Here is a 19,571-nt window from a genome sequence, read left to right as displayed (position 1 = left end):
TGCGTCGACTGCGGTATCGACGTCCTGCGGCTGTGGCTGGCCCGTCATCGGGATTTCGATGGGCCGGGCTGGTCTTCCTCAACTGTAGATGTGTGCGGTATGCCACAACTAGCGTCGTCGTTGACATATTCTGATACTTATTTTCCGCATGATCCGCGGTGTGGGCGCTAATCTTGGGGAAGGCGCACGGTATCGTGTCCAAATTTCATGAAACCCCAAAGCCTGGAGAACCATCATGAGTGCTGCGGACCTGAGCGACGGAGCAACGGCCCGACTGGCCGAAAGGCTGCTGGGCATGCGCGCCAACCGGGAAGTTATCCCGCCGGACCCGGACCACTCCGTCCGGTGGCACCAGCATGACTACCCCAGCACCGTGGCACGGTGGAATTACCATCCCGAGTACGAGATCCACCTCATCCGGAAGGGCACCGGCAAGTTCATCGTTGGCGACCACATCGGCACGTTCGAGGCCGGGCATGTCTCCCTGGTGGGATCAGGACTTCCCCACGACTGGGTCAGTGACCTCGAGCCCGGCGAGGTCATCGCGGGCAGGGACGCGCTCATCCAGTTCGATGGGAAGTGGGTGGAACAGACGGCAACCCTTGTTCCCGAATTCGCCGAAATCAAGCCCCTGCTCGAACAGTCCGCGCGCGGGATCGAATTCCTGGGGACCACGGCTGTGACGGCGGCCGCAGCCATAGAAGCGATGGGGGCTTCCACCGGGCTGGAACGGCTGCACCATCTCTTGGAACTCTTTGCGATTCTTGCGCATGCTCCGCAGCAGGACCGGCGCTACCTGGCGGACGAATGGTTCGGGCCGCAGCTGGACGGACAGGCCGCCGCGGTGGTGGACATCGTCCTCGAGTATGTCTTCAGCAACCACGCCGGCAGCGTCAAAATGTCCGAAGCGGCCGCCCTGGTGGGGATGCCCGAACCGACATTCTCGAAATACTTCAAACGCGCCACCGGGCAGAATTTCAGCGACTTGGTCCGGAAACTTCGCCTTGCCCATGCCCGGCGACTGCTCGAGCACAGCGATAAGGCCATCTCTGACATTTGCTACGAAGTGGGCTTCTCCAACCTGTCCAACTTCAACCGGCATTTCCTCAACGACGCCGGCGAAACGCCCCGGCAGTACCGCCAGCGGACGCAGGGCTGATGCAGACCCCACGCAGCAGCTGCAGCGGAGACCAGGCAAAACCAGCGCGACGGCGGAACCTCCCGCCGTCGTCCGCGCACGTTGCGCTTAGGCGGCGCTGGCGCCCAGTTCCCGGTTGACGGCGGGCATGATTTCGGTGGCGAGGAGCTCGATGGAGCGGGCGGTTTCGGCGAACGGCAGGCCGCCCAGGCCGATCTGCGCCATGTAGCGGGTGTTGCCCAGCGTTTGCTGGATGACCAGCAGCTTCTCGATGATCTGCTGCGGGCTGCCCACCAGCAGTCCGCCGCCCGGATCGCTCCAGTCATCAAAGGTGGAGCGGGGGAAGTGGTCCACGTTGCGCGGCATGTTCTGCTCGAAGTATGCGCGGTAGTGCGGGTAGAACGTGTCCCGCGCCTGCTGGGAGGTGGCCGCGGCGTAGAAGTGCCCGCCCACGCCCACCGGCAAGGCTGCGGCATCATGCCCTGCTTCGTCGGCGCTCTGCCGGTACAGCGCGGCCAGGCGGCGGAAGCGTTCCGGGCCGGACAGCAGGGCGATGAACAGCGGTAGGCCAAGCCGTCCGGCGCGGGCGAAGCTGGCCGGCGTGCCGCCCACGCCTACCCAGACGGGGAGCTTTTCCTGGAGGGGCCGCGGCGCAATGTCCATACCTGGAATGCTTTGGGTCAGGTTGCCCTTCCAGTTCAGGACGGCGTTGTCGCGGAGTTCGAGGAGCATTCGCAGCTTCTCGTCGAACAGGCCGTCATAGTCCGCGGTGTCGTGGCCGAACAGCGGGTAGGACTCGATGAACGCCCCACGGCCGGCAATGATCTCGGCGCGGCCGTCGGAGATGAGGTCCAGGGTGGCGAACTGCTCGAAAATCCGGACGGGATCCTGGGTGGACAACACGGTCACGGCCGTGCTGAGCCGGAGGTTGGTGGTTTCCCGGGCGATAGCCGCGAGGACGATTTCCGGGGCCGAGAGCGCGAAATCGTGCCGGTGATGTTCCCCCAGGCCCATAAAGCCGAGGCCCGCCTGGTCCGCCAGTTTGGCAAGCTCAATGATCTCCTTGAGCCGCTGCCCGGGTGAAAGGGCGCTGCCGGTATCGCTGCGGGTGAGTTCGCCGAAGGTAAAGATGCCAAAGTCCATGACTGCTTGAACATTCAAGTTTCTGGATTCATTCCCGCGCGGCGTCTTGGACGGGAACCGGAAACGGACGACGACGGGTGGCGCCGCCGTCGTCCGCCCGCTGCGGTTACCCGCTGAAGGGCACCTTCTCCCAGGACAGGATTTCGCCGCCCTTTGCGTTGTTCGCCGCGACGTTGAACTTCACGTAGTTGGTGGCGTTGGCGGATCCGTCCACCGTGATGCGCTGCAGGTGGTCAGCGGCCGTGTCCTGGCCGTAGACAGCCAGCCACGGTGAGCCTTCGGCAAGCGGGTGGTTTTCGGCATAGACGTGGCTGTCGCCGTTGATGAGGTAGACGGGACCGTCGAAGCGGTTGGTCTCCTCGACGATGGCCTGGACGATCCCCCGGAAACCGGACATGGTTTCGGGGTCGTCGGTCGCCGTACCGAGCAGCGAGGGATCGAACATGTCAGCCTGGGTCATCAGGACCACGGCACGGTCGTTCCGGCGCGTAGCCTCGCTGAAGGTGGTCCGGATCTGCTCCAGGACGGCAGCGGTCCGGTGCTCCACTTCGGCCAGCTGCTCAGGTGTCGCGGCCGTCTCGCCCAGGCCGGTCCACGGCTGCAGGGAGTTGTTGCTGCCCTGGACATTCACCACGGAGAAAGCCACACGGTTCTGCGTGAAGCGGACATTCTCCGGCAAGCCCTGGCTTTCCTGGGTTGTGACGGGCATGGTCTCTCCCAGCGTCTTACCGGGTTCGTTGAAGAAGACCTGGCGCAGCTTGTCCAGCCGCTCCAGGGGGTTGTAGGTGCCGTTGTTGGTGCGGTGGCAGTCCACCCATTCGTTGTCGCCGGGGGTGAAGACCAGCGGGTGCTCGAAGGTATCGAACTCGGAGCGGATGTGCTGGAAGTACTCGTCAGAACAGATGGATGACCCGTTCTTGATGTCTCCCACGTGAGTGACGAACTTCAGCCCGCTGTCAGCGTTGATGTCCTTTATCCGGGCCGGGAACTTGGCGATTTCAGCGGCGCCGTACGGGATGTCGCCGATGACGCCAAAGCTGAACGCCTGGTCGCTGACGGGGGCACCGGCCGGAACACCCTCGCCGGACGGAATACCCGCGGCGTCGGGAACAGCGGACGGGGCCGCGAGTCCGGTCACGGACAAAAGTGTCACAAAGGCGGTGACGGCGCTTCTAACAAACACGGAGGGTCTCCTCGGTCAATGGCTGCCCAGGTGGCCGGGTTATCCCCCGGGCTGCGCTGGGCGTGTGCCTTAACAGACTTCAGGGCGAGGACCAACGTTCGGGGACCACATGGTTTCGGGGCCGTGAACAGCAGCTGTCCTGGTGACAGAGGGCCCGAGGGCCCAACAGGCCCGACGCTCAAAGGGCCGCCCGGAACCCTTCCACAAACAGCTGCGCCCTCTCATCCACATACTGTTCCAGAGGCACGAGGCCGGCAGTGATGCCTGGGCGGCCGCTGAGGGCGGCCGAGTCTATGTAGAGCCGGGACGTTTCCCAGACGAGGACAAAGTGCGGCGGCGGAAACCACTCTGTGGCGCCTTCGGCCGTTCCGGAGTCCGCCAGATCCGCTTCATGGGCAAACTGGATGTAATGGCTCAGGCCCTCATGGAGTGGAACTGCGCGGTCCGGGAGGGCGAGCTGGAGTTCCCCTTCCCGCGTGACATTCAGATACACAGCACCGTGCGGATGGTAGGTGAAACCGTTGTCCCGCCGTTTGAAGAAGGCGTCCGCCACGGGCCAGCTATCGCCGGGGATGGCCCCGGTTATCCCGGCCTGGGCGTACTTTTCGAGGGTGCGCGAACCGAGCTCACGGAAATACGGCACGAGACGTTCAATCCGTCGCTTCTGTTCAGCTTCGTCAGCGGCCATGGCCCGATCGTACGCTCCAGAAGCTCAACCTGTTACCTACGGTCCGCCCACGCCATGCTCTGCCCAAGCCACACGCCCGGGAACAAGTGCACTGCCCCGGCCGTTGGCATACCTACGACGTGCTGCGGGCTTGGGCCGGGCTGCACCCTACGGAACGGAACCACATGGTCAGGGCTGTCTGGAATGGAAAAGTCATTGCCGAATCAGGGGAGACAGTGGTGGTTGAAGGCAATCACTACTTCCCGCGGGACGCCGTTAATCCGGACTTCCTCAGGGACAGCGACCTCCATTCCTTCTGCCCCTGGAAGGGGCGCGCCAGCTATCACACCTTGGAAGTCGACGGAAAGCTGAACGTGGACGCCGCCTGGTTCTACCCCGAGACCAAGTCGCGGGCAAAGCCCATCGAGGACCGGATCGCCTTCTGGCACGGCGTGACCATCGAGCCGTAGTCCACTCACCCTGGGTGACGCGGACGACGGCGGGAGGCGGCCGCCGTCGTCCGCGCGCCAGTCATTCGCGCCAGTATCGGGCACCACCGGAATCGGCCACTAAGCTGAGCTGACCATCCAGAGTGATGGATGCAGCGGCAAAAGGGGGAACTGTTGGGTTCAGGTTCTGACGACGGGGATCTTCCGCATATCCGCCGGTCACCGAGCGGCCGCATTCCGCAGTGGGCCATCGATGAGGCACGGGGGAAACAGCCAGCGCCCGACCCCTGGCGGAGTGCTCCCGTTTCACAAATGACTGCCCGGCGAACGGGTTACGCCCGCAAGCGGCCTGCCCGCGCGCGTAAGTGGAAAAGGTGGGCGGCCACGGTCCTGGGCCTCGCGCTGGTGGTGGTCCTGTACTTCACGCCCACCCTCTTCGACCGCTATGTACTGCCGGCAGCCGCACCCCATCTGCCGGGGGCGAAGGTGCCGCCGCCAGGATTTGAGGCGGCGCCGTCCCCGCTCGGACTGCCTCCGGCCGCCAGCGGATCCACGGCCTACGTCCTGCAGAAATCGCCGGACCCGGGCCAGCCATTTGTTGCCTACGATCCGTGCCGACCCGTGCACTACGTCGTCCGGCCGGACAATGCACCGCCGGGCACGGACCGGCTCATCCAGGAGGCCGTGGCCGCAGTTTCCGCCGCCTCGGGACTGCAGTTCGTCGACGACGGAACCACCGATGAAGGGCCGTCCGAAGCGCGCGAAACCTACCAGCCTGATCGGTACGGCAAGAAGTGGGCGCCCGTCCTGATCACGTGGTCAACGCCGGAAGAAGCACCCGAACTTGCGGGCAAGGTTGCCGGCACAGGCGGAAGCGCGTCAGTCAAGATTCCGGGCGAACCCTATGTTTCCGTCACCGGCCAGGTGACGCTTGACGCGCCAGGCCTCGCCGAAACACTCTCCCGGCCCGACGGTCCCCCGCTGGTCCGTGCCATCATCATGCATGAACTGGCTCACGTCCTGGGACTCGACCACGTGGACGACCCCACACAGCTGATGCACGAAGAGAACACCGGGCAGTTCGACTTCGGCGAGGGCGACAGGGCCGGGCTGGCCCTGCTGGGAACCGGGGCGTGCGTCCCGCGGTTGTGACTTCCGTGATCACGGGCCAGGTGCACGATGAAGACCCGGGATCATGGCTGGCTGCGACCTGGCAGTGTTCCGCTTTGCACCGCGTGCTCTTGGGTGTTGCGGGGAGCCACGGTAAGGGACGCCACGTTCTCCAGCCTCGGGTGCAGGTTGTCGCCGTGGTGCACCACGCCGGTTTGCCACCAGAGTTGCAGTCCTTCCGGGGTGACTTCGAGGCTGGCCAGATTGTTGTCGAACCACGGCCCCTTAACCCGTTTCCAGGCAAAGGGCGGGTCGGGTACACGGGCCGAGCGGGCCACCAGGGCGCCGATCGGGGCAGCAAAGCCGTAAGACAGAACGGCCCCAAAGGACCGCATCAGGCGGGGAAGTGGATTGCGGATCGGGGAGCACACCGCCTGCATAATGCGGCTTCCCGACGAGCGCTCAACCTCCGCCACGTAGGAAAAGTGCACGTCCCCGGACAGGAACGTCACCGTATCCGGCGCCGGGCCGCGCATGCCGTCCGCCACCTCGGCAGCCATAACGGCCACCGCATGGAAGCTCTTCTGGAAGGCACCCCAGTGCTCCAGATCCAGGGCCCGCCTAAGCTTTTCACCAACTTGGCTGACGTGCTTCCCCCAGGCTCCTTCGGACACGGCTTCATCCCAGGACTCGACATGATGCAGGCCCATCGGCAGCAGGAAAGGCAACGACGTCGCCACCAGGACATGGCGGAATCCCCCGCGCATCCGGGTGTCGAGCCAGGCCATTTCCTCGGCATCGAGCAGGCCGCGGTTTTCCGGTTTCAGGTTCCGGGCGGCGCGGGAGTCGACCACGATCAGCCTCGTGTCACCAAAGTCCCGGCAGAAGCTCCATCGGTACGACTCAGGGTCCCGATCAGCCCGGTCCGCGAAACTGTCCAGCTCTGTGCTGAGATCAATTTCAGGTTCATCGTTCCGGTGCAGGGCGATCCGCTGCCAGAGGGCATCGTCGGCGCGCTCCTTCGGGGACAGGTTCCCCAGGTGTTGGTAGACCCAGTACGAGCCCAGTCCCGCGACGATCCGCTCATGCCACCAGGAAGTTGCTTCCATCTCCTGCTTCCAGCTCAGCGAGGAGTTCCAGTCGTCCCGGATGTCGTGGTCGTCGAAAATCATGGCGCTGGGCAGGGTGGACAGCAGCCATCGGTTAGCCGGGTCTGACCACGCGAGATGGTACAGGTGGGCATACTCCTCGTAGTCCTTGAGCTCCTCCCCGGGCGGCGCATCAATGTCCCGCCGGGAACGAATGAACTCCTGCATCTGCTCGCTGGTCAGATCCGCGTAAACCTGGTCTCCGAGGAAAGCCACCAGGTCCGGCCACGCCAGGCCTCCGCCGGCTGCCATCGCCAAAGCATAGGCCCGAAGCGAGTCCACGCCGTGGGTCCGGTTGCCCGCACTATCGTGCGGAACACTGGTGCGGCAGGAACCGTAGGCCATACGCAGCGGCTTGCCGGGCTTCAGGGTGGCGATCACCGGCGGCGGATACTCGGAAGCGGCCTCAGGCCAGCACTGCGTTCCGTTGATCTCCAGGGTGTACGGCAGCACCGAACCAGGCTCTATGCCGTCCGCCTCCACCAATGCGTAATGATGGCCGTGCACGGCGAAGGTCCGGGCCTCCCAGCTGCTGCCACCTGCGCGGACGGTGACACGGGAATCAGTTCGGGTTTCCACCCAGATGCTGGCGGAGGTCTCATCCACGTACCGCATCATCGGGCCAAGCACCAGGGAGGACATCGTCATGACTTAGTTGTACCCGTTCGGAGCCGCCGCAACCATGGGCACCAAAAACCCGAGGGCCCCACTCAACCGCGCGCAATCACTCAACCGCACGGGACGGTTGTCAGGCGAGCGCATGGAGGAACCGCTCCAGGCCGTCTTCTCCCAGGGATACCCCGAGGTGGACGAAGTCCGGCGGGCCGCCCCGGGGTCCTGCCGGCTGTTTTAGTGGGTCCGGCTGTTTTAGTGGGTCCGGCTGTTTTAGTGGGTCCGGCTGGTTGAGTTGGGTGGGCCAGTGTGGTGGTTCCCAGTCCTGGTGTTCGCTTCGGTATCGTCGGCCGGAGGGTGAGATCCAGCCGGGTGGTTCGTTTTGGGTGGCCGGGGTGGGGGTCCAGGGTGTGGTGTGTCGGAGTTTGTGGTGGGCCGGGCAGGCCTGGCCGAGGTTGCTGATGCCGGTGGTCCCGCCTTGGGCCCAGGCGAGGAGGTGGTCCGCTTCGTTGTCCAGGGACTGGTTGTTACAGCCCGGGAAGGAGCACTTGCCGTCGCGCAGCCGCAGCCAGTTCCGCATGGCTTTGGTGAGCCGGTAACTGGTCCGGCCGATTTCCAGCGGCGCCCCGTCCCGCGGATCGATCAGGACCCGGTAGAACGAGTCCGCCCCGTTCGCCACGAGGTCCCGGGCCATCGAGGCCGGGATCGGGCCGTAGCCGTCCAGCATCGCAGGTTCCTCGGTGACGCCGAGCAGGGAAAACACCGGGACCGTCACCAGGACCTGGGCCCGCGGCGGCGGAACCTGCCCCGGACCGGATCCTTCGTGGTTTCCGTTGCTGATCTGGTTTCCGCCGCTGATCTGGTTTCCGTGGCTGAGGAGGGCGGTGGCGAAGGCGTCGGCGCGGAGCTGGGTGAGGGTGCGGTCCTCGTCCGGGCCCTGCAGGCCGCGGGCGATCGCGGTGGTCCGGTTCCAGATTGCTGCCGCCTGGTCTGCGGGGAGGTAGGCGGTGAGCCAGGCCATGCCGTCCTGGTCCGGGCAGTATTCCACCCGCCGGTCCAGGACGCCTTTGGCGTGGCGTTTCTCGAGGCTTTCGGTGTGGTGGCGTTCGCGCCAGGTCCGGGCCCGGTGCCGGAACCGGGACGCCGGCATCTCCCCGGCGGGACAGCCGCTGGCCGCGCCCGGCGCGTCAGGGTCCAGGAAATGGGCCTCCAGCGCGGCGGCGCCGGCGGGGTCGAGGGTGGCGGCCTCGTCCGCCATGACCCGGGCGTGCTGCCAGGAAATGGTGCCTGCCTGCAGGGCGGCCAACGTCAGCGGCAAAGCAGTGGTCAGGGCGTGGGACACGGCCAGGAACGAACCGGCCGCCCGGCCGCCAACGGTCAGGGCACACGCGACCTCGGCCGCAACAAATGTCGCGGCCGCAAGGGCTTTCAATCCTGCAATTTGCGCGTCCGCTTCCGCGGCCCCGGTCAGGATATCCAGGCAATCCCCGGACAATTCCTGCAACGGATCGACGCATGGAGAAAGTCCACCAGGGCCGGATTCACCCGCCTCACCGGTGAGCACGCCGTTAACGACTCCGGTGAGCACAGCAACGGCAGCGGTGATCTCCGCATACGCCTTCGCCACCACCGGATTCCTCATATACCCATCATGACAAGGGGGTATGACAATCAACCGAAACCGCTAGTAACACGCAAAACCGGGGGCCGCCGGAATGGCAGCCCCCGGTTTTCGAGTGGCTCAATCACAGATAAGGCTAGCCGCGCAGGCGCTCCATGCCTGGATCGAAGAGCGGCTCGGCAGAGACTGTCGCGGCGATGCGCTTCCCGAAGTACTCGATCTCCACAGCGTGGCCCTCGGACACTGCCGCAGGCAGCCACGCGTAGGCGAGGGGCTTGCCGATCGAGTAGCCGTAGGCGGCGCTGGTGACGTAGCCCGCGGGTTCGCCGTTTACGTACACCGGCTCCTTGCCCAACACGATGGAGGTGCCGTCGTCCACGGTCAGGCACCGCAGCACCTTCTCCGGCTGCTGCTCCTTCAGCGCGGCCAACGCCTCGGCGCCCACAAAGCCCGTCTTGTCCTTGGCCACCGAGAAGCCCAGGCCGGACTGGTAGGGGTTGTGCTCGGTGTTCATGTCCGTGCCCCACAGCCGGTAGCCCTTCTCGAGCCGCATGCTGTTGAACGCGCCGCGTCCGGCCGCAACGATGCCGTACTCCTGCCCGGCCTCGAACAGCAGGTCCCACAGCTTCAGCCCGTACTCGGCGGTGGTGTACAGCTCCCAGCCGAGTTCGCCCACATAGGAGAGCCGCATGGCTGTGACCGGGATGCCGGCCACCGAGATTTCCTTGGTGCGGAAGTACTTGAGGCCGTCGTTCGTGAGGTCGTCCGTGCTGAGTTTGCCCATGACTTCACGGGCCAGCGGGCCCCACAGGCCGATGCAGCAGGTGCTGCCGGTGATGTCGGAGACATGCACCCACTGGGCGGGATCGGCGGCGGACTGCTTCCGCGCCTCAACGCGCAGGTAGTCGAAGTCCACGTTGCTGTTCACGCCCAGCTGGAAGTCTTCCTCCGCGAGCCGGGCGACGGTCACGTCACTGCGGATGCCGCCGTCGTGCTCCAGCAGCAGGCAGTACGTCACAGCGCCGGGCTTTTTGGCGATGTTGCCGGTGCTGAGCCGGTGCAGCAGTGCCTGCGCGCCGGGGCCCACCACGGACAGCCGCTTCAACGGCGTCATGTCATAAAGTCCGACGGCGGTGCGCGTCTTCCACGCTTCGGCTGCGGAAATGGGGGAAGAGAACATGGCCGACCACTCATCCCGCGGAGGCGTCTGCCATTCCTCCGGCAGCTCCCACAGGAGCCCGCGGTTGGCCTCGAACCAGTGCGGCCGCTCCCAGCCGGCGGACTCGAGGAAGAACGCGCCCAGCTCCTTTTGCCGGACGTTGAAGGGGCTGACGCGCAGGTCGCGCGGGGATTCCTTGGGCTGCAGCGGGTGCAGGATGTCGTAGATTTCCACGAAGTTCTGCTGCGAGGTTTCGCTGACGTACGCATCCGAGGTCTGGACCTTTTCGAAACGGGTCAGTTCGGTGCCGTGCAGGTCGGTGCGGGAGCGGCCTTCGACCAGGAGCTCGGCCACGGCTTTGGCCACACCCGAGGAGTGCGTCACCCACACTGCCTCGGCCACCCAGAAGCCGGACAGGTCCGGGTGCTCGCCCATGAGCGGGCCGCCGTCGGGGGTGAAGGAGAAGATGCCGTTGAAGCCGTCCTGGATCGCGGAGCTGCGCAGTGCCGGCAGCAGGTCCTGGCTGTCCTCCCAGGCCGGCAGGAAGTCTTCCAGGGTGAACTCCAGGCGTGACGGCATCTTGTGGTCCGACATTTCCTCGGCGGGGACCTTCGGCAGGGCGGACATGTCCACGGGCATGGGCCGGTGCGCGTAGCTGCCGATGCCGATGCGGTTGCCCCATTCGCGGTAGTAGAGGTCCTTGTCCTGGTAGCGCAGGATGGGCTTGCTGGCACCCTTCGGGAGCTCGTTGACGCCCTCAAGTTCGGCAAGGGGGGCGGTGACCACGTACTGGTGGGCAAGCGGCAGCAGCGGCACTTCCAAGCCCACCATCTTGCCGAGCTCACGCCCCCAGAAGCCGGCGCAGGACACCACGATGTCGGCCGGGATCACGCCGTCGGAGGTTTCGACGCCGGTCACCTTGCCATCTTCCTGGGCGATGCCGGTCACGGTGGTGTTCCCTTGGTATGTCACGCCGGCCGCACTGGAGCGCTCGATCAGCAACTGCACGGCACGGGCGGCCAGGGCCAGGCCGTCGGTGGGAATGAGCAGGCCGCCCAGGACTTCGCGGCCGCCAGTGAGCTTGCCGGTGTTCAGGAGGGGGTAGATCTTTTCACATTCGTCGGCGTCGACGATCCGGCTTTCCACGCCCCAGGAGGTCATCACGCCCATCTTGCGCTTGAGGTCGGCGAGGCGCTCGGGGGTGGTTGCCAGCTCCAGGCCGCCCACCTGGTTGAAGCAGGACTCGCCGTCCTTGGTCAGGGCCAGCAGCTTGTTCACCGTGTAGGTGGCGAATTCGGTCATGGTCCGGGACGGGTTGTTCTGGAACACCAGGCCCGGCGCGTGCGAGGTGGAGCCGCCGGCCAGCTCAAGCGGGCCCTGTTCCACCACCGTGATGTTGGTCCAGCCGCGGGTGGCGAGTTCGTCGGCAAGGTTGGTTCCGACAATGCCGGCACCGATAATGACAACGCGTGGTGATGCGCTCATGGTGTTGTTTCTCCTGTGTAGCTTTGCGGGCGTTGGCGTTAGCGGAAGACGACGGTGCGGGTGTTGTTGAGCAGGACCCTGTGCTGGCTGTGCCACCGGACTGCGCGGGACAGTGCCTGCGATTCGGCATCCCTGCCTACGGTGACAAGGGCGTTCGGGTCCAGGCTGTGATCCACCCGGAACACTTCCTGCTCGATGATCGGTCCCTCGTCCAGGTCTGCGGTGACGTAGTGCGCGGTGGCTCCGATGAGCTTCACGCCGCGGTCATAGGCCTGGTGGTAGGGCTTGGCCCCCTTGAACCCGGGCAGGAAGGAATGGTGGATGTTGATGGCGCGGCCGCGGAGGCTGGCGCACAGGTCGTTGGACAGGACCTGCATGTAGCGTGCCAGGACCACCAGGTCCGCGTCGTACTCGGCCACCAGTTCCAGCAGGCGCGCTTCCGCTTCGGGCTTGGTAGCGGCCGTCACCGGGACGTGGATGAACGGCAGGCCGGCGGCTTCCGCCATGGGGCGGAGATCCTCGTGGTTGGACACCACGACGGCGATTTCCGCACCCAGGCTGCCGGCGCGCCAGCGGAAGATGAGGTCGTTGAGGCAGTGGCCGAACTTGGAAACCATCACCAGCAGCCGCTGCGGCCTGCCGTCATGGATGGCGAATTCCATGCCGAACTCATCGGCGATGGAAGCGAACTCCGCGCTGAGGCCTTCCGCGGAAACTTCCTCGCCCCCCGGCGTGAAGGCCGTGCGCAGGTAGAGCTTGCCGCTGATGTGGTCATCGAACTGCTGGTGTTCAACGATGTCGAAGCCGCGATCAGCAAGGAACGCGGTGATCGCCCGGACGATTCCGGGGCGCTCCGGGCACGCAAGGGTCAGGACGTACTGTACGGTGTCGGTGCCGCGACCGCCGGCGACGGCGCCGGCCTCCGCCGTCACGTTAGCAGTGGGGCGGCCTTCGAGGACTGTGGTCATTGTCTACTCCTGGTTCTTTGCGGGGGCTTGGGTGTCAGCGGGAGAAGCCGCGCAGCGGCTGTCGTCCGGACAGTGCTGATCACACTGATGCTTGGTAACGAGATCGAACTGGACGCCGCCGTGCTGGTCCACGCCGCTGCGAATGGCGCGCTCCACGACGGAGTCCGCCAGCCGGCGCCGGAGGGACAGTGGATCCCGGCGCAGGTCCTTGACCAGGGCGAAGCACAGCAGCAGCATGACAAGCACGAACGGCAGGGCCGCCACGATGGTGATCCGTTGCAGGCCGGAGAGCGCCTCGGACGGTTCATCGCCGCCGGCCAGCATCATCACGGCGGCAACTGCGCCGGTGAGGAGGCCCCAGAAGATGACCAGTCCGCGCTTCGGGTCGGAGGATCCGTTGGAGCTCAGGGACGCCATGATGATCGATGCCGAGTCGGCACCGGTGATGAAAAAGATGGCCACCAGGACCATGGCAAGGACGATGACCGCCGCGGTCAGCCAGGCCGGCATGGACATGTTCTTCACCAGGTTGAACAGGGCTCCGTCAAAGTCGATGGACGGTGACCCGCTGGCCATGGACATGAGGCCGGCCGTGCCGGCCTTGTCCGCGTCCTCCTGGATCTTGAAGGCCGTTCCGCCGAAGATGCCGAACCAGATGACGCTGACGATGCTGGGTACCAGCAGGACGCCGGTGACGAACTGCCGGATGGTGCGGCCGCGGCTGATCCGGGCGATGAACATGCCCACGAAAGGCGTCCAGGACACCCACCAGGCCCAGTAGAAGATGGTCCAGCCGGACATCCAGGTGCGCAGGGCCTCGTCACCGACGGCCTCGGTGCGGGAGGACATTTCGGCCAGGTCCCTGGCGTAGTCGCCCACCGCGGCGGGAATGAGGTTGAGGATGAACAGCGTGGGCCCTGCGATGAAGACGATGAGCGCCAGGATCACGGCGAGGACCATGTTGATGTTGGACAGCCATTGGATGCCGCGGCTGATGCCGGACACCGCCGAGGCCACGAAGCAGGCGGTCAGGATGGCAACGATGGCCACCAGGACGGGGGTGCCGATCTCGCCGATCCAGCCGTTGGAGGTCAGGCCGCTGCCGATTTGGAGGGCGCCGAGACCCAGGGAGGCCGCCGTGCCGAAGAGCGTGGCGAAGATCGCCAGGATGTTGATGAACTTGCCTACCGGCCCTTCCACCGTCCTGATGCCGAACAGCGACGTGAACGCGGCGGAGATCAGCTGCCGGCGGCCCAGCCGGTAGGTTCCGTAGGCCATGGCAATGCCGACGACGGCGTACATCGCCCAGGGATGCAGGGTCCAGTGGAAGATGGAGGTGGCCATGGCGGTCTGAATGGCCGCCGGGGTCCTCCCGTCCACCGTTCCGGGCGGCGGAGAGATGTAGTGGTAGAGCGGCTCGGCCACACCGTAGAACATCAGGCCGATGCCCATGCCGGCCGCGAACATCATGGCGATCCAGGAAACAGTCCGGAACTCCGGCTTTTCCCCGTCCTTGCCGAGGGGAATGTTGCCCCACTTGCCCAGGGCCAGCCAAAGGACGAAAACAACGAACAACGAGGCGAGGACCATAAAGAGCCAGCCGGTGTACTCCATCACCCAGTCAAGGGCCAGTGTGGAGGTGGCGGCCAGGCTGTCCCGGCCCAGGAAGCCCCAGGCCACAAAGGCAATGGCGAGGACACCGGTGATGCCGAAGGTGGCTTTGTCGAGGGTGAGCTTACGGTTCCGCCGCTCCGCAACAGCCTGCTCGGCCTTGGTCTGGCGAAGTTCCTGCATTATCTGTTGGGTGTTCTCCGCGTCGTGTGAGTCGTGGGAGGAAGGAGAGTTCTCCTGTGCCGGAACCGGTGTGGGCTCCTCCAGGTCAAGGGGTGGTTGGGCATCCGTGCGGATGTCGCTGTTCAAAGCCATGTCAAGTCCTTTGGTTTGAATTCATGGGCTTACGCTGTACTCCGGCGTCCCCAAGCCGGGCGGAAGATCGGGAGCTTCCTGGCATTCAGTAATTAAGTTCAGGCATCGATCACCAGGTCCGTCTGCGCGGTGGAGCAGCAGGGCAGGAACTTGCCTGCAGAGATTTCCCGCGCCCGGATCCCGCCCTGGTGGTTCATCTCGACCTCCCCGGCAAGCTTGACGACCTTGCAGGAGCCGCACATGCCTTCCTTGCAGTTCGCGCCGATCCTGACGCCCGCACGCTGTGCCACCTCGAGGATGCGCTCGGCGGGGTCGATCCGCACATTGATGCCGGTACGCATGAAGGACATGGTGAAGCTGCCTGTTCCCACCGTGTCGAAGCTCGAGGCATCAGGGGAACCGGCTTCCGGTTCCCCGCCGGGGCTGTCGGCGGAGGGGTCGGAGCCGGACGTCTCCGGGCCGACGATTTCCAGCGGCAGGCCCGAGGCCTGCAGAGTCCCCTCGGCGTCGTAGCCAGGCTCGTAGAGCCCGAACGCGGCGGGCTGGCCTTCAAAGTAGTCCTCGGCGGATTCGGCGATCTCCTCGGCGATCTCCTCCGCGACGTCGGCTGCAAGTGCAACCTCCGCCTGGTACTCAAGGAGCGTCTGGCGGTCTCCGGAGAAGAACTCCATATAGATGGAAGTGTCGTCCACACCGACGTTCTTGAGGAGCTCGGTGGCCGTGTTCAGGTAGCCCTCAGGACCGCATGCGTATACCTGGCGTCCGTTGGCGTCCGGAGCCACCTCCTCGAGCATGGCCGCAGTCAGTCTTCCGCTGAGTCCCTCCCACCCCTCGGGTATGCTGCGGTCGCCCAGGGAGTAGTAGACCTTGATGCGTGAGTCCACGGAGGCGATGTAGGCCAGTTCCCGGTGGAAGGCAAAGCCTCCAGCATCCGAGCCGTGGTAGAGCACCACCACATCGGCGTGTCCGGGCAGGGAGTGGATGGTCCGCATCATGGACATGATGGGAGTGATGCCTGCGCCGGCGGCCAGCAGAAGATACCGTGCCCGGCGGTCAGCATCGGGCAGGTGGAATGCTCCCACCGGTCCCAGCATCTCAAGGACGGTGCCGGGTTTTACGTTCTCGTGCACCCACGGCGAGACCAGTCCCGTGGAGTCGCACTTGACGGTAATGCTGAAGGTCCACGGCTCGGTGGGCGAACTGGACAGCGAATAGCTGCGGTCCACCGGTTCCTGGTCCTCGCCATTCACGGGAAATGCGACGTTCACGTACTGGCCGGCACGGAACGCCAGGGGCGCACCGTCGCAGCGGCGGAACACGAAGGTCATCATGGCGCCGGCCTCGGGAATGGTCTCGACGCATTCGGCCATGAACTCCTGCGGATGCCATGGGCCCAAAGCACGGGCTGCCCGGGCGGGTGTCTCAGTGCTTCCCATCACCCTGTTCCAGGGCATCTCAAGACCGCGGATACGCTGTGGTTCCTGGATTGCCGTTTCAGTGAGGAGTTCAATCACGCCAAGTGCTCCTGCACGCGCTGCACGTACCAGTTGATGAACGCCTCGACCTGGTATTCGCTCTTCATGTAGGGACCGGGCTCGTAGGCGGGACTGCCGGCACCCTGCTGGCACAGCTCCACGAACGCCTTGTCCTGCAGGTTCGTCTGCTTCCAGGTGTAGGTGAGCTTCTCCAGGTCGTAGTCGACGCCTTCCACGGCGTCGTCAGCCACAAGCCACGTGGTGCGTACCAGGCTCTGGTGTTCGTTGATGGGGAAGACACCGAACGTGATGACATGGTCCCCGAGGAAATGGAACCAGCTGTTGGGCTGCAGGTGCATCGAGCAGCGGCCAAGGCGGAAGTCGCGCAAGTCACCGAGGAGCTTCTTGGAAAGCCTCCGACCGTCGGCAGAGAACGATTCACCGTCCCCATCGAGTGATTCCCGCGAGATGCGGATTCCGGCGATGCGCGTGTCCAGCTGCTCGACCACCTCGTAGGGAAGGCCGTAGCGGCGGCACCGCTCCTCGAGGGAGGACTGGGCCTCCTTGTTCCGGTTCCACACTTCCTCAAGGTGGGGCGGGATCAGGCCCTCCGTCAGGCCCCAGGTGGGGAAGAGGGAGCAGGCGAGCTCAGGGTGGCCGTCGCAGTGGTAGCACTCACGGTTGTTCTCCATGACGAGCTTCCAGTTGCCCTCTTCGATGATGTTCTGCTGGTAGGCAATTTTTGTCTTCGAGAGATCGTGGGGCGCCAGGTAGGGTTCAAAGATCTTTGCGGTTTCGTCGAAGTCCGTCGGCGGTTCATCCGCGATGCAGACGAAGATAAGTCCGGCAACCTCGCGGCCGTGGGCGCGCTTGAGGCCGAAGCAGCTCTTGTCGAACTTCGTTTCCCCCGGCGCGGAGGCATGGATCAGGTTGCCCTCCGGGGAGTAGGTCCAGGAGTGGTAGCCGCAGACAAGGTTTCCGGTTGAGCCTGCCGCTTCCGTGAGGACGCGGGCGCCGCGGTGGCGGCATACGTTGTGCAGGACGTTCACGCCGCCGTCGTCGTTGCGCAGCACAATCAGGGAGTAGGGCCCGTAGTCGACGGTGACGTAGTCGCCCGGCTCCGGCAGTTCGGCGGTGCTTGCGGCAAAGATCCAGTGCTGGCCAAAAATGGCCTCCATGTCGATCTTGAAGATCGAGGGATCGGTGTAGAAGGGGGCATCGAGGGAGTATCCGGTGCGCCTGAACTCAAACAACGCGGTAATTTCTGCCAGCTGCTCGGCAGGCAGCGATGCAGCGATCTTTCCGCGTGAATTGAGGGGCACGTTCACTGAAGCAGTCATGGGTTTCCTCCCGGGAGGCATGGGTAGTGGGTGTTGCGTGTTAACCACGGGTGCTAACGGTGTGGTCGAAGTACTTGTAATGATGAGATTAGAGTCACATCAGCTGCAATAAAAGCGCAAGATTTTGAAGATAACCATGCACAATAGATGCATGATCGATCCGAGGCTCATCACACTCCGCGTGTTCGCCCGGTGCGGCACCGTAGGCGCCACCGCGGAGCTCACAGGCTTTTCTCCCTCTGCAGTCTCCGCGCAGTTGCGCGAGCTCCAGCGCGTGCTGGGAATGCAGCTACTGACGAAAGACGGCCGGGGCCTGCGGCTTACCGCCACGGGACGCTATCTGGTGGCGGGCTCGGATCCCCTCATTGCCCAATGGGAGAGCCTGCGCGCCGCAGCCATGGAGGCCGGCGACCAGGTGCAGTCCCACTTTGGCCTCGGCGGATTCTCCTCTGCGGCCGCCCAGTTGCTCGCGCCGCTGGCCGCCACCCTGCGGTCAACACGCCCCCTGCTGGAGGTGCAGGTTCTTGAGGCTGAACCGGCCCGCTGCTTCGACTTGCTGGTGGCGGAACGAATCGACCTTGCGGTTATCGTCGCCATGCAGTCCGACAGTTACGGTGAGGACGATCCGCGCTTCGAGCAGAGAGTTCTGCTCGACGATCCGCTGGACGTCATCATTCCCGGTGACCATCCGCTGGCATCACGCCAAACAGCGACGCTTGAAGAACTGGCATCGGAACCCTGGATTACGGAGTCCGCCGGTTCCACGTACCATTCCCTCTTCACCGCAGCGTTCACGGCAGTCGGGGTGACGCCGCGGATTGCCCATGAAGCCGTTGAATGGGAAACCCATATCGCGTTCGTGGGAGCGGGGCTGGGCGTAGGCCTGCTGCCCCGGCTGGCGCCTTTGCATGGTGCCGAAAACGTGGTTCGGCTACGCATCACGGGTCAGACGAGACCCACGCGCCGCATCGTCGCCGCGGTGCGCAGGGGCAGCATCGCCTCACCCCTGATCCAGGAGTCGCTCGGTATCCTGCAGTTCAATGCCAACCGGATTCTCACCGAGCGGCTCGACGAGGATCTCTGAACCCTGCCGCCGCGGGGCGTGCAGGCTTTGTGCCCATCGCGAGGTCCCCAATCGGGAGGTTAGTTTTAGGACATGACAGAAACCTACCGGTACGACGTCGAGATCCGGCACCTCCTGGTGTCACCGGCACACGCCTACTTCGGCCGCGCACGCGAAGGGGCGGCGGACGTCCCCACCGCGGACGCGGACAGCGTCGAGCTGGTGGCCGGCAAGGGGATCGTGGGTGACCGGTTTTTCGGCAAGGCCGCCCACATGGATGCCGCCGTCACCCTTCTTTCGGTTGAAGCCCTCGAAGCGATGGCGGCAGAACTGGGTGCCGCACCGTTCGACCCGCTGCTGACCCGGCGCAACATCGTCCTCCGCGGCGCCCACCTCGCTCCGCTCATTGGCGGCGACTTTGCGCTGGAATCCAACGGGCACGAGGTGTGGTTCAAGGCCGGCCGGCCCGCCAACCCCTGCGCGTGGATGGACCAGATGCTGGCCCCCGGCGCCCACAAGGCGATGCGCGGCCGGGGCGGCGTGCGCTGCCAGCCGCTCACCGGCGGCATCCTGCACCGCGGCCCGGCAGTGCTGATCAGCCCGGTTCCGCTGGAGCCTGGCCGCGCCGGCGAGGCGTCGATGTTGAGGGCGTCAAGGCTGCCCTAGCAGGGCCGGTGAAGCGGGTCAGACGTGCTGGTCTACCAGGACCGGGTTGCCGTCCGGGTCCACCACGATGAAGCTGCCCGGCCCGGCCGTTGCCTCGTCGGCTTCGGACATGAACTCCATGCCCTGGGCCTTGAGTTCCTTCTGCAGGTCGCGAACATCGGTGAACGAGTCCAGCGCCTCGGCGTTCTGGCTCCAGCCGGGGTTGAACGTGAGCATATTCTTCTCAAACATCCCTTGGAAGAGGCCGATAACCGTCTCACCGTTCTTCAGGATCAGCCAGTTCTGGGTGATGTCGCCACCGAAACTCGTGAAGCCGAGCTTCCCGTAGAACGCAGCCGAGGCCGCGATGTCGTTGACGGCGAGGCTGATCGAAAAGGCGCCGAGCTGCATGGGTAACTCCACTCTCAAAGGGACGGAT

At 65.0% G+C, this 19,571-nt stretch carries 16 protein-coding genes; 5 read left to right on the top strand and 11 right to left on the bottom strand.

What is annotated here, in order from left to right; genetic code table 11:
• Positions 1 to 235 precede the first annotated feature (235 nt).
• Positions 236 to 1,159: an AraC family transcriptional regulator gene (locus GUV69_RS17935; protein WP_164204900.1), complete on the top strand. Its 924-nt coding sequence runs from the start codon at positions 236 to 238 to the stop codon at positions 1,157 to 1,159.
• 87 nt (positions 1,160 to 1,246) lie between these two features.
• On the opposite strand, the gene GUV69_RS17930 is transcribed toward GUV69_RS17935, so the two are convergent.
• The 3 genes from GUV69_RS17930 to GUV69_RS17920 form a co-directional block, all read right to left on the bottom strand.
• A complete protein-coding gene (locus GUV69_RS17930) occupies positions 1,247 to 2,281 on the bottom strand; it encodes an LLM class flavin-dependent oxidoreductase (RefSeq protein WP_164204898.1) in 1,035 nt (344 codons plus the stop codon).
• 106 nt (positions 2,282 to 2,387) lie between these two features.
• Positions 2,388 to 3,464, bottom strand: a complete 1,077-nt coding sequence (locus tag GUV69_RS17925; protein WP_164204897.1) for a metallophosphoesterase family protein — start codon at positions 3,462 to 3,464, stop codon at positions 2,388 to 2,390.
• A gap of 178 nt (positions 3,465 to 3,642) precedes the next feature.
• On the bottom strand, positions 3,643 to 4,152 hold the full coding sequence (locus tag GUV69_RS17920; protein WP_164204895.1) for a hypothetical protein: 510 nt from the start codon (positions 4,150 to 4,152) through the stop codon (positions 3,643 to 3,645).
• A 164-nt stretch (positions 4,153 to 4,316) separates the two neighbouring features.
• Here GUV69_RS17920 and GUV69_RS17915 point away from each other — a divergent pair, with 164 nt between their 5' ends.
• Both GUV69_RS17915 and GUV69_RS17910 read left to right on the top strand, forming a co-directional pair.
• Positions 4,317 to 4,601 (top strand): DUF427 domain-containing protein, encoded by a 285-nt coding sequence (locus tag GUV69_RS17915; RefSeq protein ID WP_164204893.1) that lies wholly within the window; start codon positions 4,317 to 4,319, stop codon positions 4,599 to 4,601.
• A gap of 291 nt (positions 4,602 to 4,892) precedes the next feature.
• Complete coding sequence (locus GUV69_RS17910) at positions 4,893 to 5,732, top strand: M10 family metallopeptidase domain-containing protein (RefSeq protein ID WP_244292773.1); 840 nt, start codon at positions 4,893 to 4,895, stop codon at positions 5,730 to 5,732.
• A gap of 41 nt (positions 5,733 to 5,773) precedes the next feature.
• Here GUV69_RS17910 and GUV69_RS17905 read toward each other — a convergent pair whose 3' ends face one another.
• From GUV69_RS17905 to GUV69_RS17875, 7 genes are all read right to left on the bottom strand, one after another.
• A complete protein-coding gene (locus GUV69_RS17905; RefSeq protein ID WP_164204889.1) occupies positions 5,774 to 7,486 on the bottom strand; it encodes an alkaline phosphatase D family protein in 1,713 nt (570 codons plus the stop codon).
• Between the two features lie 100 nt (positions 7,487 to 7,586).
• Complete coding sequence (locus GUV69_RS17900; protein ID WP_164204887.1) at positions 7,587 to 9,092, bottom strand: HNH endonuclease signature motif containing protein; 1,506 nt, start codon at positions 9,090 to 9,092, stop codon at positions 7,587 to 7,589.
• A gap of 115 nt (positions 9,093 to 9,207) precedes the next feature.
• On the bottom strand, positions 9,208 to 11,715 hold the full coding sequence (locus GUV69_RS17895) for a GcvT family protein (RefSeq protein ID WP_164204885.1): 2,508 nt from the start codon (positions 11,713 to 11,715) through the stop codon (positions 9,208 to 9,210).
• Between the two features lie 38 nt (positions 11,716 to 11,753).
• Positions 11,754 to 12,683: a formyltetrahydrofolate deformylase gene (gene purU, locus GUV69_RS17890; protein ID WP_164204883.1), complete on the bottom strand. Its 930-nt coding sequence runs from the start codon at positions 12,681 to 12,683 to the stop codon at positions 11,754 to 11,756.
• Positions 12,684 to 12,686: 3 nt separating this feature from the next.
• Complete coding sequence (locus GUV69_RS17885) at positions 12,687 to 14,609, bottom strand: BCCT family transporter (RefSeq protein ID WP_164204881.1); 1,923 nt, start codon at positions 14,607 to 14,609, stop codon at positions 12,687 to 12,689.
• Positions 14,610 to 14,707: 98 nt separating this feature from the next.
• A complete protein-coding gene (locus tag GUV69_RS17880) occupies positions 14,708 to 16,123 on the bottom strand; it encodes a ferredoxin reductase (protein ID WP_164204879.1) in 1,416 nt (471 codons plus the stop codon).
• Positions 16,120 to 17,424: an aromatic ring-hydroxylating oxygenase subunit alpha gene (locus GUV69_RS17875; RefSeq protein ID WP_164204877.1), complete on the bottom strand. Its 1,305-nt coding sequence runs from the start codon at positions 17,422 to 17,424 to the stop codon at positions 16,120 to 16,122. The genes GUV69_RS17880 and GUV69_RS17875 overlap by 4 nt, the downstream gene beginning before the upstream one ends.
• 151 nt (positions 17,425 to 17,575) lie before the next feature.
• On the opposite strand from GUV69_RS17875, the gene GUV69_RS17870 reads away from it, so the two are divergent.
• Positions 17,576 to 18,508: a LysR family transcriptional regulator gene (locus tag GUV69_RS17870; RefSeq protein ID WP_164204875.1), complete on the top strand. Its 933-nt coding sequence runs from the start codon at positions 17,576 to 17,578 to the stop codon at positions 18,506 to 18,508.
• 72 nt (positions 18,509 to 18,580) lie between these two features.
• Complete coding sequence (locus GUV69_RS17865) at positions 18,581 to 19,153, top strand: MOSC domain-containing protein (RefSeq protein ID WP_164204873.1); 573 nt, start codon at positions 18,581 to 18,583, stop codon at positions 19,151 to 19,153.
• An 18-nt stretch (positions 19,154 to 19,171) separates the two neighbouring features.
• Here the strand turns inward: GUV69_RS17865 and GUV69_RS17860 are convergent, their stop codons facing one another.
• A complete protein-coding gene (locus GUV69_RS17860) occupies positions 19,172 to 19,543 on the bottom strand; it encodes a VOC family protein (protein WP_164204871.1) in 372 nt (123 codons plus the stop codon).
• Between the last annotated feature and the right edge of the window lie 28 nt (positions 19,544 to 19,571).

Source organism: [Micrococcus luteus] ATCC 49442 (assembly GCF_010367585.1).
GTDB classification, from domain to species: domain Bacteria; phylum Actinomycetota; class Actinomycetes; order Actinomycetales; family Micrococcaceae; genus Arthrobacter; species Arthrobacter luteus_A.
This window is presented reverse-complemented; position numbering and strand designations above follow the sequence as displayed.